General features: G+C 38.8%; 12 protein-coding genes. 3 read left to right on the forward strand and 9 right to left on the reverse strand.

Annotated features, from left to right (window positions below; translation table 11 throughout):
• The first annotated feature begins 334 nt into the window (after positions 1-334).
• Positions 335-505 carry a helix-turn-helix domain-containing protein gene (locus EAE90_RS10115; RefSeq protein ID WP_339921229.1) on the forward strand — a complete coding sequence of 57 codons (171 nt, stop codon included), beginning with the start codon at positions 335-337 and terminating at the stop codon, positions 503-505.
• 81 nt (positions 506-586) lie between these two features.
• On the opposite strand, the gene asnB is transcribed toward EAE90_RS10115, so the two are convergent.
• Genes asnB through EAE90_RS10135 form a run of 4 tightly spaced genes read right to left on the reverse strand, consistent with a single transcriptional unit; the run spans position 587 to position 5,292 of the window.
• Entirely contained in the window at positions 587-2,119 is a 1,533-nt protein-coding gene (asnB, locus tag EAE90_RS10120; protein ID WP_214053380.1) for an asparagine synthase (glutamine-hydrolyzing), read from the reverse strand.
• Positions 2,120-2,154: 35 nt separating this feature from the next.
• Entirely contained in the window at positions 2,155-3,510 is a 1,356-nt protein-coding gene (gene aroA / locus EAE90_RS10125) for a 3-phosphoshikimate 1-carboxyvinyltransferase (protein ID WP_214053381.1), read from the reverse strand.
• Between the two features lie 28 nt (positions 3,511-3,538).
• Positions 3,539-4,843: a 3-phosphoshikimate 1-carboxyvinyltransferase gene (locus EAE90_RS10130; RefSeq protein ID WP_214053382.1), complete on the reverse strand. Its 1,305-nt coding sequence runs from the start codon at positions 4,841-4,843 to the stop codon at positions 3,539-3,541.
• A gap of 50 nt (positions 4,844-4,893) precedes the next feature.
• Positions 4,894-5,292, reverse strand: coding sequence for a RidA family protein (locus EAE90_RS10135; protein WP_214053383.1), 399 nt, complete (start codon positions 5,290-5,292; stop codon positions 4,894-4,896).
• 428 nt (positions 5,293-5,720) lie between these two features.
• On the opposite strand from EAE90_RS10135, the gene EAE90_RS10140 reads away from it, so the two are divergent.
• Together EAE90_RS10140 and EAE90_RS10145 are read left to right on the forward strand one after the other, a co-directional pair.
• Complete coding sequence (locus EAE90_RS10140; protein WP_246550588.1) at positions 5,721-7,001, forward strand: ATP-grasp domain-containing protein; 1,281 nt, start codon at positions 5,721-5,723, stop codon at positions 6,999-7,001.
• A gap of 15 nt (positions 7,002-7,016) precedes the next feature.
• Positions 7,017-7,862 (forward strand): DMT family transporter, encoded by an 846-nt coding sequence (locus EAE90_RS10145; RefSeq protein WP_214053384.1) that lies wholly within the window; start codon positions 7,017-7,019, stop codon positions 7,860-7,862.
• Positions 7,863-8,112: 250 nt separating this feature from the next.
• On the opposite strand, the gene ppx is transcribed toward EAE90_RS10145, so the two are convergent.
• The 5 genes from ppx to purM all read right to left on the reverse strand — a co-directional run bounded on the left by ppx (position 8,113) and on the right by purM (position 14,249).
• A complete protein-coding gene (gene ppx, locus EAE90_RS10150; RefSeq protein WP_214053385.1) occupies positions 8,113-9,645 on the reverse strand; it encodes an exopolyphosphatase in 1,533 nt (510 codons plus the stop codon).
• Between the two features lie 3 nt (positions 9,646-9,648).
• The gene (ppk1, locus tag EAE90_RS10155) at positions 9,649-11,718 is read right to left on the reverse strand and encodes a polyphosphate kinase 1 (RefSeq protein WP_214053386.1); all 2,070 of its coding nucleotides are present in this window, start codon (positions 11,716-11,718) and stop codon (positions 9,649-9,651) included.
• Positions 11,719-11,746: 28 nt separating this feature from the next.
• Positions 11,747-12,349, reverse strand: a complete 603-nt coding sequence (speG, locus tag EAE90_RS10160; protein ID WP_214053387.1) for a spermidine N1-acetyltransferase — start codon at positions 12,347-12,349, stop codon at positions 11,747-11,749.
• A 224-nt stretch (positions 12,350-12,573) separates the two neighbouring features.
• Positions 12,574-13,212, reverse strand: coding sequence for a phosphoribosylglycinamide formyltransferase (gene purN / locus EAE90_RS10165; RefSeq protein WP_214053388.1), 639 nt, complete (start codon positions 13,210-13,212; stop codon positions 12,574-12,576).
• The gene (gene purM / locus EAE90_RS10170) at positions 13,209-14,249 is read right to left on the reverse strand and encodes a phosphoribosylformylglycinamidine cyclo-ligase (protein ID WP_214053389.1); all 1,041 of its coding nucleotides are present in this window, start codon (positions 14,247-14,249) and stop codon (positions 13,209-13,211) included. Before purM ends, purN begins: the two co-directional genes overlap by 4 nt.
• Positions 14,250-14,461: the final 212 nt, after the last annotated feature.

Here is a 14,461-nt window from a genome sequence, read left to right on the forward strand (position 1 = left end):
ATTAGTTTAGACAGTGAGGATAGGCTAAAAAATGGAGAAAATGTGGAAAATATGTCAAGGAAGCGCTTTTTAAGGTAAATTAAGGTGTTTTTTGTCAATTTTTTCGAGACGGCTCCAGAAATTATGCAAATGATGCTGCCTCTGTTGCCTTCATTTCCTTTACGGTTGTTGGATTGTATCTCCTAATTTTTGAGAGAATTTAGGTTGGTTATAAAATGCGGGATAAATATAATCAATATAAATATATTTCTCTACTCATATTTAAATGTGGCTTGAAAGAGGTAAATCTAATAAATAACTGTGATTGTTTATCTAGGCTGTTTTTTTATGTTTTATATGTAAATACTATTTAGCCTCTGTTTTAGGTGTTTCAGTCAGGCAATTAAATAGAGTTATTAAGAGTTTGAATGAAAAAGGAGTAATTGTATCAAAGAATAAGAGAGTGGAAATTATTGATTATGATTTTTTAAAGAAAGATATTGAGTTTCAATTTGATGACAAGTAATGAAAAAAATCCTATTTTTTATCTCAGAATCGCTGCATTGTTTATTCTACTAACAATGCAGCAATCAACATAATGGTTAAATTATGATATGAAATTAAAATAACCAGATTCTGAGAAATCTTTGCCAGATTCTTTGAAACGTTCCTTTGGCAGTGGGTAGCCTAAAGAGAGATATTTTTCAGCAAAATAGAGAGCGCTTTGGTTGGTTAACCCGATAGCATTAAGTCTGTCAACAACGCTCTTTGGTAGATTGCATTTAATATCTTTAACGTAATCAATAATAGTATTTTTTACCCCGCTGCCATCTGGCATTCTTATTTTTGGTCTGTCAATGATATATTCGGGTATTTTTCCTCTGAATGCTTCACGTAAAATATGTTTTTCTACTCCGTTATTCAGTTTGTAAGAAAAATCCAGACTTAAAACATAAGGAACCAATACTGAATCCATAAAGGGAACTCTTGCTTCAACCGTATTTCTCATGCTTGCCCGATCAACTCTTTGTAAATCAGTTCTGTGAAGATTATTTAATCGATATAGGGAGAGATGATGGGGATCGGGATACGTCTTAAATAAATCGTAGCCAGCAAAAATTTCATCACTACCTTCTCCACATAAAGCAATTTTAAAGCCGAGGCGGTTAGCAATATAATAGCCAAAGTGAGCAATATTCGAATCGATTGCATCGATTTGTTCGAAAAATTCACCATAATAGATGGCATCTTGGATGTTATTAATTAATTCTTCCTGAGTAAATGTATATATAATATGCTTTATGTTGTTTTCAGAACAATATCTTTGGGCAATTTCAATATCTTTTGAACCCGGTAATCCAAATGAAATCGCCGTAATATCGTGGTGATATTTTTTTGCAAGATAAAGTACAATGGTACTGTCGATACCGCCGCTAAACATAATGGATATGGGCAGGTCTGTATCAACCCTCTTTCTGACAGCATTATCTAACAGTGAATAGACTTTTTCTTTTGCCTGTTCGAAATTATCGTGGCTTGTGGAAATATTTGTGTCGTAGCTAATATATTTTTCACTGGTAAATCCGTCGAAAATTGAACCGGGTTCAACGGGTTTAATTTCTGAGTTAAACTCGATCAATGATTTTATTTCTGACGCCACATACCAGTTACCTTCTTTTTGGGTGTAATAGAGAGGCTTTATTCCGATGTGATCTCTGCCTAATAAGAATTTATTATTCTTATTGTCAAATAGAATAAAGCTAAACATTCCATCTAGTTTTCTAACAAATGAGTTGCCATAGCAAATATAGGCAATTAGGGCGACTTCAGCATCACCACCATTGTTAAATTGATAACCTTGTTTAATTAATTCATTTCGAAGAGACTTATAATTATAAATTTGACCATTCAAAACAAGATGAAGGTCATGTTCTTGATTCGATATGGGCTGATAGGCTGAATCGCGTTCGACAATAGCAAGTCTGTTGGTTGCGATTGCAAAATTATTTCTAACAACTTTCTCATTAAACCGAGATGAATCACCTCGGTGCGCTATTTTTGACATTATAGTATGTAGCTTATTGTCAATATCATCAATAAGCCTGTTTTCGGTATTAAAAACACCACCAATTCCACACATAGTGAGTTCCTTTGGTTAAGAGTTATCAATGATATTTAAACGTCTTCTGGTATAGGTCCAGAATATTTTAATTCATTCACATTGGCGCCTAATGTGGATATTTCAGCGAAATATTCTGGATAGGTTTGACCAACATGATATGGCTCACTAATAATGAGTGGTTCATCACAATGTAAACCTATTGTTGTCAGCGCCATGATTAATCCATGATCGTAATGACCATCAACAATAACACCGCCTTTATATCCATATGGATTGCCATAAATAATTAATTGGTCTAGCTTCTCTTCTGATCTAATGCCTATTTTGTCCAATTCCCGTCGAAAATCAGAAATTCTGTCTGATTCTTTATAGCGGATATGTTCAATGTTATAGAAAACGCTTTTACCATCGGCAAACGCAGCTAATGCAGCAAGTGCAGGTACGGCATCTGGCGCCAGTGAACCATCGAAATCCTGCGCTTTCAGGGCGCCGCCAGATCGAATATTGAGACAATCTTCTTTGGTAAAGCTGATTTTCGTTCCGCTGTTAATTAAATAATCCACCACCGCGCCATTACCTAATTCTTCCTCAAAGAAGCCGTTTAGGGTGACGTCAGAATTCAGTGAGGCGCAAAGCGCAAGGATCGCTGCTGTACTGGCTGGATCAGCGCCGACGCTAAATTCTGATGGGATAAATCGACTCTTTCCTGTCGTAAAGAAATTGCGGAATTTATCGTCATATTCAATATTAATTCCGGCTTTGCGTAAATTATTAATTGTCGTGTGAACCATCGATGGTGAGGTAATTGTATCGGTGACTTTTATTTGCAGATCTCGTTCACTAATAGCACCTAAGTAAAGTAGCCCACTCAGGAATTGGGAGCTCTTTCTGCATGAAATTTCAGTGTAACTGCCGATGTTTCTATTTGATTTCATGCTTATTGGTAAAAGTGAATCAGGCCCCACTGCGGTGCACTGAATATTGAGTAATTTTAGTGCATTGACCATTTCTGATTGTGATCGCGTCCCCAGAGAGTGACTGTATTCTGTAATAAATTCAGTATCAGGCAAATAACCAGATACGCCCATTAATAGCCGTAATACAACACCAGAATTACCAGGGTTAAAGATGATTTTTTTATCGATTTTTCTGACATCGATGCCTTCTACGATTGTCCCTGTAATATCACTATTAAATGATGCGCCTAAATGGGAACAGTTTAATTTCATTGCTGTTGTATTGTTCCCTGATGCCATGTTATTTATTTTACTTGTACCTTCCGTTAATGATGCAGTCAGAATGGCACGAGTTGAAGAGCTTTTTGAGGCAGGTAAAGTTATTGAACCATTGAGTAATTTGGTCTTGTTTATTTCGATAAATGGCGGATGATTATTACCATAATACTTCATATTTTTATCTCGTTTATTATACTGTTAATTAACTTATTTTAGCCCCGAGAGAACTTAAGGATTGGATAAATCCAGGAAAACCATCATCTAATTTATGTATATGATTGATGGTTGTTTGTTCTCTTGCCCCTAGTGATGCAATAATATTGGATGCGCAAATTCGATGATCATAGTAGCTGAATATTTCAACGCCTCCTTTTAATGGCCCATTACCGTTAATCCTTATTTTGTTGAAAGCTCCAGTATCATTAAAAATTAAATAACTTTTTCCTCCCATCATGCGTATATTTTCGTTGATAATAAATGCGCGTTGACATTTATGATTGTTTATAGCATTTAGACCGGAAAATGTGATGTCTCCATTACCATTAATCGCTGCTGCGATAATATTAGTGGCAACGGAAGGGAGCTCGTTTAAATAGATTTCATCTGTAATGGTGTTATTTTCCTTCTCCAAGATGATATTAAAATCTTTCTTAATTGGATTATAGATTAAATCCATACCAAATTTTTTATATATGTCAAATAATACTCTTTCGTTAATGGTATTCCCCAGATAATAATTTTTTATGGTGACTTTACTTGGTCTATTAATACTTAACATTGATGAGGCGATATAGCTTAGTGATGTAAAGTCCGAAGGGATGTTAATAGTAATATCTTTTGATTGATATTCAGTTGAAATAAATGTGCTGCCTATTCGGGTGATTTTACTTCCCAGTAATGCCATCATTTTAATTGTTATATCGATATATCCACTCTTAGTTTCGCTGTCATTGTTAATGATAATACTTTTCCCTTTAATAAATGGCGAAACAAGCAGAGAGAATGATAGGAATTGAGTGCTCTTATTGAAGTTTAATGGTGACTGTGACGGATATATTCTCCTGGAAACCATGACGATATTTTCTTTTTGCTTTTCTGCAAATACATTTAGATATGAAAAAAATGATTCATCATACAGGCTTTCTCTGTTAAACAGTGAATCATTGCATTTTATATAAACTTCTTTTTCTGTCAGTGAGGCCAAGGCGACACTGATTCTAAATAACATACCAGAGCCATTAGCGTTAATAATCTCATTACAATGATATATTGGATGTGCTCCTTTCAATATGATGTGATGTTCACCTCTGTCCAGAATTTGCAACCCAAACTGTTGTAAAGCGATAAGGAGATCTTCTGTTTCGGTACACCACGATATATTATTTACGGTTGTTGTTTCCTCATTCAATAGTGCTAATAGCAGCGCTCTCTGGATATGAGGCTTAGATGATGGTATGACTATTTCCCCATTAAGAGTAGAACCGGGGAGCACGCTAATTTTATTCATGCCAAGCCTCCAGGTAGATTAATTACCATTGGTATCATTTTTTAATTTAACTATTTGCTGTCGATGGCAATAGTTGTAATTTCAACGTAATGTTCTGGCTTCACCATTGATTTAACGGCAATGGTGGTATTGACGGGTCGTATATCGCCAAATTTCTCATTAAATGCTCGACAATAATCATCAAAATGTTGGAAATCTGCTAAATGTGTTACTGTGCTGACAACATCAGTCAGTTCTGCACCAAGCTCTTTTAAATATTTCTCAATTTTTTCTATGATAAATAGAGTTTGCTCGTAAGCATTTTCCCCCATAACATTTCCATCACCATCTGAAGCAACGCATCCTGCAATAAAAATTTGATTACCCACTCTTTTCCCTCTTGAGTATCCCATTTTATTTTCCCACGGAGAGGGGCTGAATACTGTTTTTCTAATTTCATGAGATGACATAAGCACTCCTATAAATAAAGATATATAAGAAAAAGATTTTGGAATAATAAATTAATTTAAACAATTTATTCCGTTAACTAAAAAATATTCGTAAATCAATGTAGTATTAATAAAAGTATATAAGTTCTGATATGTCAAATAAAATTAATTATTAAAATAGAATAATTATTTATTTTTTTATTTTAAAAATGAATAAATATTTTCTCTTGACGGTGAAATTATTTTTTTATGGAGAAATTTCTATTATTATTGAATTGGTTATGTATTAAAGAGTTGAGTCTGGTTGTATTTTGACTGTTTTTGTATTTGAAAGTCACCTTAGTTGGAACTATACATGATGATTAGGTCATCTTAATTTTGCCGGAAATTTTATTTATTAATAAAAATAGATGATTTAAAGAGTAAATAAAATAAGTATAGAGTAGTAATTGTTAACTGATGATGGGGGAAATATGGGCGTTTTTATTTTTATTGAAGCAAGGCCGGTTGAGTGCTCAGCAATTGATTATATTAGAAATTTAGGATTTTCTCCGGTATTGTTTACTTCGATGGCATCAATGAATAAAGGATTATATGATGATTTGAGAAAGGAATTATTTGATAATGTTTATTATTTAGATACGAGAAGCAGTACAGATATCATTAATTTAATTAAAGATAATGGCATTCCTATTGCAGCGATTTTGGGCTGCTATGATGATTTTATGATTGTGGCGTCTGAAGTGGCGTTAGAATTTGGTTTACCTCACCCGGATATAAATGGTTTGAGGAACGCATTTAGTAAGAAGAATGTTAGGGATATCCTGGCACAACATGGTTATGAACAACCGGCCTACGAGGTTTTTTCTTATAATAATATTCCAGAAAATCCTAAAGTTCCTTTTCCGTTTGTTATTAAGCCACTTCGTGATGCGGGGGCTTATGGAGTATCACTTTGTAAATCTCTAGATGATTACCGCCATGTAATTTCAGGAATTTCATCTAATGGCACAATGTCAATGCTCGGTAAAGTCAATGAGGAGTTCTTGATAGAGGAATTTCTGCAAGGAAATTTTTATGGGGCGGAATTAATTTATAGTCATGATGAATGGCATGTAATTGGTATCAATAGAATTTTTGTTTCTCCTGATGATGACCTGTGTATGATAGGTTTATCTCATCCTGCTGAACTGTCTGGATTTGAATTTGCAATGGCTTGTAAACTTGTTAAAGAGTGGGTAGCCGTTTTGGAATTACGGGGTGGAGCAATAAATGTAGAATTTATTTATACCTCTCGTGGGCCTGTATTAGTTGAGATCAATTTGCGCATAGCGGGAGCCAGAGCCACTCAACAGATTTTCATGACCTCTGGGATTGATATGGTCAAATACTTGGTGGACTTTGTTTGTGGTATCGAAAGTTCTATATCACTAGAATCGGAAAGAGTTTATCCATTTGTCGCTGATGCATTTGTTTTTTATCGTGGTGATGGGATGGTAAATGATATCAGGATAGATGCTGATATTCCTTATTTCATCTCCGCAGGGTTTAAAAAAACACCTTTTACTATTTCATTTAAAAGTGAAAGTTCATCTAAAAGTAAAAATTCATCAAAAAATAAAAATTTTGGTTCTATTGTCGGTTATGTTCTGGCTTATGGTAATAGTTGTGAGGAAGCGATGGAAAATGCGACACGTATTGCTAACCGCGTACAGTTAATAACAAATTAATAAGAGATTATCACTATGGCGATTCTGATGGGGTTGATTTCAGCATTGTGTTGGGGAAGTACTGATTTTTTGGCAGGGCAAGTGGCAAGAAAAGTTGGTGTGGCTAAATCTTTATTCTACAGTCAGCTATTTGGTTTTTTTGTTTTATCGTTATTGTTGTTCTTTTATTTTAAGATGTCGTTTGTTAATGCAAGCTTCTTTCAACTGACTGTATGTGTTGTTGCTTCGGTTTGCAATTTAATGGCAATGGTGTTTCTGCTTAAAGCGTTATCGATCGGCAAGGCTTCTATTGTCGCGCCGATTGTTTCGCTTTATGGCGCTGTTACCACGATTCTGTCACTGATAAATGGGAAACCAATAACCGCTTTGGTTTTGTTTAGTCTATTTATTTGTGTTGTTGGCGCCTGTCTAACCAGTATACCGAAATCAAAAGATGGACAACGAGAATCATCCGGTTCAATTTTCTTTGCGCTTTTATCTTCACTGATGTTTGGTTTAGGTTTCTGGTTGCAAGGGGAATTTGCTGTTAGAGATCTGGGTGTTATCAATGCGTTATGGGTTTATTATTTAACCGCTGTGGTTCTTTTGTTCCTCACATTGTTAAAAAAAGGGAATTTATCATTACCGCCGATTTCAATTATCGCTCTGGTTTTTTCAATTAGTTTCTTTAGTTTGATAGGGTTTGCTTCATTAGCTTACGGTTCTGCAACGGGACATGTTGCAGTCGTTACCGTTCTGAGTTCATTGGCTAGTGGAGTCACCGCCTTATTAGGCTTTTTTATTCGCGGAGAACGGTTGAGCCGAATTCAGTGGATTGGCATTGTGGTAATAATAGCGGGGGTTATTCTTTTGAAATTATGACATTTATAACAGTTTGTTTCCCCGAATTTTTCGGGGAAACAGTGAAGTAATGACATTGACTTAGGCACTAGGTTGATTATTTCATTTGATGATTTTCACTTTTCTCTATTATGACCTCTTTATTTTGCTGATGATGTTCTAATGCCGCTATGGATGAGTAAATGAAACGGCCAAATAAAATGAGAAAGCTAATAAGTAAAATCAGTTTAGTTATTTGAGATCGCTTCTTTTTTTTCATGGTCTGAAATCGTTATATTGATTCCTCGGCTATTTCTAATTGCCAACCCGTAACGTTGTGCCAGTAACCTTGCTCTTTTTCCAGATCAAGCTGCATCAGGGTGTTTTCTGATAAATAATTGTAAGGCAGGTAGAGCGCCCAATGACTATCATCAGTCACCAGTCTGAGTGATTCAGGGATGGTTGTGGATTGGCGTTGATTATTGAGTAACGTCGCCAGACGTAGGATTTGAATTAGTGGCAGATACTGTTTTTTCTTGAATAAATTGAATCTTGGCAAATCATCCAGTTTTATTGTTTTGCGATGACAGCGAACCAAGGTTGCCAGTAGTAATTGTTGTTCCTGATTAAAGCCGGGTAAATTGGTGTTTTGCAGAATATAGGCAGAGTGTCGTTGTAATCCGCTTAAGTTAATACTTAATCCAACTTCATGTAGCATTGCTGCCCAGTGTAAAATCGCTTCGAGTTGAGGTTGCACCAGTTTGGGATTCTGCATTGCCCATTGTTGGTAAAGTGTTTCAGTCGTATTAAGTACGCGCTTGGCCTGTTCTCTGTCGATATTATAGTGTTCAGCTAAGCTCTTGGCGGTTCTCTGGCGAATATCTTGATGACGGAAGCGGCCTTCCATTTCATACAAAACACCTTCACGTAGCGCACCGTCTGAGAGTTGTAGTGTTTTTATGTGTAAGGCATCGAATATACCGCATAAGATAGCCAAGCCAGGGATAAAAAAATGTTTACGATCGTCTGATAATCCAGGTAGGTCAAAGGCTTTTAACTTTTTGAATTTGAGTATTTCTTTGACTAATATCTCCAATCGTTCAGGGGTAATTAATCCGTCTTTTTCTCCCATTGCGACTAGCACTTCATACACTGCTTTAATTGTTCCTGATGCGCCAAGTGCTGAGTTCCAGCCGGTGATGCGGTACTGCCATGAGAGATTTTCCAGTTTTTGCGCGGCTTGAAGCCGTGCTCTGCGGAATTTTTCTGCGCTAATTTCGTCATCGGGAAAAAATTGGTGGGCGAAACTAATGCATCCCATTCGGCGGCTTTCTACTAATAATGGTTCAAAATTTTCACCAATTACCAGTTCAGTGGAGCCGCCGCCAATATCAATTACCAGTTTACGGTCTTTTTCTGGTTGCGTATGTTCTACCCCCATATAGATTAAACGGGCTTCTTCGTGGCCGGAAATAATTTCAATTGGGTAGGGGATAACGCCTTTGGCACGTTCGATAAATTCTTTTGCATTACTGGCTTCACGCAGGCTGTGAGTGCCCACCAGACAAACATTATCAGCAGAGAAGCCTTGTAATCGTTCAGCAAATAGCGCCAGGCAGGCCAAACCGCGTGCCATTGCTTCTTCGCTTAATTGATTGTTGTGGTCAAGGCCGTCGGCAAGATGGACACGTTGTTTTAAGCGGCCCAGGATCTGAAATGCACCGTTAACAATTCGTGCAATAATCATATGAAAACTGTTTGAACCCAGATCAATAGCCGCAATTTCTATTGGTCTGGGTGTTGGCTTGTCGTGTGTTAGCGGCATAGATTAAGCTCTTGGTTCAGGTTGTTCGAGGGCTTTTATATAGTCATAAATAGCCAGTTGCGCCCGGATTTTCCGCTTGTTACCTCGTGGCACATAACTATTGCTCAGCTCTTTATCAACGTAGCGGGCTTTTACCGTATCATTGAATTGTAATTCGAGAATATCCAGTACCCGTTGTTTTAATTGTGGATCGAGTAGGCAAACCGCAACTTCAATTCGATAGTCGATATTACGGGTCATCCAATCGGCAGATGAAAGAAAAACTTTTTCATCTCCGTCATTAGTGAATACGTAAACCCGATCATGTTCGAGGAAACGGTCAACGATACTGATGATCTGAATATTTTCGCTAAACCCTGGCTGATTGGGCACCAATGAACACATACCGCGTATCAGCAGCCGTATTTTTACCCCCGCTTCTGAAGCGTCGTATAAGCGGTCTACCAGCTCTTTATCAACCAGATTATTAATCTTTAACGTAATGCCTGCGGGTTTATTTGCTTGGGCATTGGCGATTTCCTGTGAAATAAGCTGGTTGAGCATCGCGCGGGAATTTTGTGGCGAAACCATCAGGTTTTCAAATTTAACCGGACGGTAGGGATTTTCAATGAAGTTGAATACCCGGCGCACTTCGTTAGTAATTTGCGGATTGGCTGTTAGCAAAGAATAGTCGGTGTAGAGGCGAGCGGTTTTTTCATTGAAATTACCCGTACCAATATGAGCATAGCGAACAATTTCTTCACCTTCCAGACGGGAAATAAGGAACAGCTTTGCGTGAATTTTTAGTCCCGGTGCTGAGAAAATAACATGTACACCCGCTTCGGTTAACCGTTTGGCCCAATGAATATTGGCTTCTTCATCAAATCGGGCCTGTAGTTCAACCACAACAGTCACTTTTTTACCGTTATGGGCAGCATGGATCATGGAATCAATAATACGGGAGTCTTTTGCTACCCGATAAATATTGATTTTGATGGAAAGTACACTTGGATCGAAAGATGCCTGGCGTAGTAATTCTAGTACATGTTCAAAGGTGTGATAGGGATAATAGAGCAGCACATCTTGTTCACGAATCGCATTAAAACCGTTGCGGAAATTATCAAACCAGGTATGTCGTAATCTCGGCAAAGGTTTATTGAGTAGATTTTTCTTCCCCTCATTGGGGAATTTAATGAAATCTTTAAAATTGTGATAGCGTCCGCCAGCAATCACCGAGTCATCGTTTGACAGACCAAGTTTGCTACGCAGTAATTCCACCATTTCATCTGGCATTTCTCGCTGGTAAACGAATCTTACCGGTTCCGCTGTCAGCCGTTGTTTCAGCGTGGATGACATCAGTTCGAGCAAGCTTGATTCCATCTCTGTTGCTAAATCATATTCAGAATCACGGGTCATTTTCATTGAATAGGCGTTCAGTGAATCATAATCGAAAAAGCCTTTAAAAATTTCATCAAGACAATAACGCATAATATTGTCTAGCAGGATCATTGACTTGCGGCGGTGTGGCATTTCAGGCGGCAAGTTAACAAAACGTGGCACCTTATCTGACGGAATTTCCAATAGTGCATATTGAATATTCTGGCCGTGGACAATTTCAACTGCCAGATAAGTGTAGTCATCTTTCAGAAATTCAACCAGGTTGGTTTCTGGATTGATTAAGATTGGTGTAGTGTGTGGACGCAGATGTTGACGAAAATATTGACGTAACCAAATTTGTTGATTGGGTGAAATTTGTCGTTCATTGATTAGAAAAATTTGATTACGAGCTATTTCTAGTAGCAATTCATTATAGAGCACATCAAATTCTTGATCGGTTTTAGCCACTTTTGCCTGAATTTTTTTCAGTACATTCCGAGCGCTGGCGGCCGATCCTCGTTCTTCATTAATTAATATCCGCCGTTTTACATCAGCAAAACGGACTTTGTAAAATTCGTCCAGATTATTAGAGTAAATACCAAGGAACCGCATCCGTTCTATTAATGGATTGCTCTTATCCGCTGCTTCTTGAAGCACACGTTCGTTGAATGATAACCAACTGAGTTCTTTTTCGGTATAGAGCCTGTCTTGGGACATTGTTACTCCAGGTGTTAAGGTAAAAGTATTAAAACTTTGAATATGACAGGGCGTCGCTTGTCGCTATATTTTTGTCTGTAATGGCTGACGCATTTTTATCTTCCTTGGATGCAAAATATTGATGTTGGAAAACGCACATACGAATAGCGGTGCGGTAACTGCCATTAATAAAGAATTCGTCTATTAATTCGCCCTCAGTGTAGAAACCTAGCTTACTATAGATATGAATGGCTTTGGCGTTCTCTTTATCAACAATCAGGTAGAGTTTATACAGATTAAGTACGGAAAATGCATATTCCATTGCCAGTTTTGCTGCTTTGGTTGCATGACCTTGGCCCTGATATGCGGGATCGATAATAATCTGAAATTCTGACCGGCGGTGGATATAGTCGATTTCGACTAATTCAACTAAACCCGCTTTAGCGTCAGAACCTTCGATAATAAACCGGCGTTCGCTCTGGTCGTGAATATGTTTGTCATAGAGATCGCATAGCTCAACGAAAGCTTCATAAGGTTCTTCAAACCAGTAACGCATGACGCTGGCATTGTTATCTAATTGATGGACAAAAGGGAGATCTTCCCGTTCAAGGGGACGTAACCTAACAGGTGGAGTATGAGGGCCTCCAGGCATTTGACACCTCAGTGTTTTTAGTAAAAAAAGGACATAATTAAATAGTTCGCAGTGCCGGGTATATTACCACAGCACTGTAATTAGTCGTTAATATACCCGCTATCTTTCAAGTTGCCTCTTTGTTGGCTGCGCTCACTCACCCCGGTAACATAGTTCTCTATGCTCCCGGGGATTCGCTTCCTTGCCGTCGCGATCCATCTTGAAATCCATAGGGTATAAATAAATTATTCTGCGGCATAGCCTTCTGGAGGAAGGAGATTTCCATCCAGATACGCTTTGCCACTAACCATATTTAAGCGCCCTTCGATAAACCAGTTGATAACTAATGGATAGATGCTGTGTTCCTGAGTCTGAACCCGTTTGACAACCTCATTTTCCTGATCACCGGCAAAAATAGGAACTTTAGCTTGCAAGATCACCGGGCCGCCATCCAACTCTTCTGTTACAAAATGGACGGAAGTGCCGTGTTCTGTATCCCCATTTTCTATCGCTTTGCGGTGAGTATGCAGGCCAGGATATTTGGGCAACAGAGAAGGATGAATGTTTAACAGGCGGCCAAGATAGTGTTGCACGAAATCTGGCGTCAGAATACGCATATAACCTGCGAGGACCACCAAATCTGGCTGATATTGATCAATGGCGTGCTTCAGCGCTTCATCATAAGCCTGACGATCTGCATAGTTTTTCGGGCTAATGACATGAGCGGGAATATCCGCCTGTTTAGCGCGTAACAGACCGTAAGCATTTGCTGTATTACTAAATACTGCGCAAACTTGCCCATTGATTCGGTTCTGCTGGCAGGCGTCAATCACCGCTTGGAGATTGCTGCCGCTGCCAGAGATGAGTACAACGATATTTTTCATTGAATGACAACCTGTTGTTCACCCTCTTTTAGTGCCGCGATAGTACCGATTTGCCAGGCTTTCTCACCGGCGGCAGTGAGCAATTCAATAGCCTGTTCAACGGCTGTTGGTGGTAATGCTATCACCATTCCGACACCACAGTTGAATGTACGGTACATTTCATGACGGCTAACGTTACCGGTCTGTTGCAACCAATTAAATATGGCCGGCCATTGCCAACTGGATTCGTTAATCTGTGCCTGGGTGTTTTCAGGCAGGACACGCGGAATATTTTCCCAGAAGCCGCCACCGGTTAGATGAGCAATAGCGTGAACATCAACGTGTTCAATCAAGGATAAAAGGGATTTCACATAAATTTTTGTCGGCGCGAGTAGGTGATCTGCCAGCGATTTACCTTCAAGCTCGGTTGTTTCTGGATCTGTGTTGCTGACGGACAGAATTTTGCGTATCAGAGAGTAGCCGTTTGAGTGAGGGCCGCTGGCGGCAAGGGCAATCAAGGCATCACCTGCCTGAACTTTACTGCCATCGATGATTTCTGATTTTTCAACCACGCCGACGCAGAAACCGGCAACATCATAATCTTCGCCGTGGTACATTCCCGGCATTTCTGCGGTTTCTCCGCCAACCAGAGCACAGCCGGATAATTGACAGCCTTCCGCGATACCGGTGATAACGCTGGCGGCAGTATCAACATCCAGTTTCCCAGTGGCATAGTAATCGAGGAAAAACAGGGGTTCTGCGCCTTGAACAACCAGGTCATTAACGCACATTGCAACTAAGTCAATACCGATAGTGTCGTGGCGTTTGAGATCCATTGCCAGACGTAATTTGGTGCCGACGCCATCAGTACCAGAAACCAGAATGGGTTCGCGGTATTTTTGTGGTAATGCACATAAAGCGCCAAACCCGCCTAAACCACCCATAACTTCTGGGCGACGGGTCTGTTTTACAACACCTTTAATACGGTTGACTAAGGCATTACCGGCGTCAATGTCGACACCGGCATCTTTATAACTGAGAGAGGTTTTGTTGGTCACTCGAAGCCCCCAAGGCGGTTGCGTTTGATAAATTAAGACAGAATAGTAACAATTCTAACAGTCTAAGCAAACGTTTGCGAGACTCTTGTTTAGGATCGGAATTCTCGCAAGTAGGGTTATGTTTGATGAAAATCAACGGATTGGTAGTGGTGTTATGGTTAAAAGAGGGTATAATCTCGCGGTTTTTTTGTCTGCTGGCGACATGACATACA

This window comes from Photorhabdus caribbeanensis (assembly GCF_018448885.1).
GTDB classification, from domain to species: domain Bacteria; phylum Pseudomonadota; class Gammaproteobacteria; order Enterobacterales; family Enterobacteriaceae; genus Photorhabdus; species Photorhabdus caribbeanensis.

Bases quoted from the DNA above. Each gene is read 5' to 3' on its own strand.
- asnB (WP_214053380.1), bottom strand. From the start codon at position 2,119: ATGTGTGGAATTGGTGGTGTTTTTAATACCGAAAACAGGCTTATTGAT.
- EAE90_RS10130 (WP_214053382.1), bottom strand. From the start codon at position 4,843: ATGAATAAAATTAGCGTGCTCCCCGGTTCTACTCTTAATGGGGAAATA.
- aroA (WP_214053381.1), bottom strand. From the start codon at position 3,510: ATGAAGTATTATGGTAATAATCATCCGCCATTTATCGAAATAAACAAG.
- speG (WP_214053387.1), bottom strand. From the start codon at position 12,349: ATGCCTGGAGGCCCTCATACTCCACCTGTTAGGTTACGTCCCCTTGAA.
- purN (WP_214053388.1), bottom strand. From the start codon at position 13,212: ATGAAAAATATCGTTGTACTCATCTCTGGCAGCGGCAGCAATCTCCAA.
- ppk1 (WP_214053386.1), bottom strand. From the start codon at position 11,718: ATGTCCCAAGACAGGCTCTATACCGAAAAAGAACTCAGTTGGTTATCA.
- EAE90_RS10145 (WP_214053384.1), top strand. From the start codon at position 7,017: ATGGCGATTCTGATGGGGTTGATTTCAGCATTGTGTTGGGGAAGTACT.
- EAE90_RS10135 (WP_214053383.1), bottom strand. From the start codon at position 5,292: ATGTCATCTCATGAAATTAGAAAAACAGTATTCAGCCCCTCTCCGTGG.
- ppx (WP_214053385.1), bottom strand. From the start codon at position 9,645: ATGCCGCTAACACACGACAAGCCAACACCCAGACCAATAGAAATTGCG.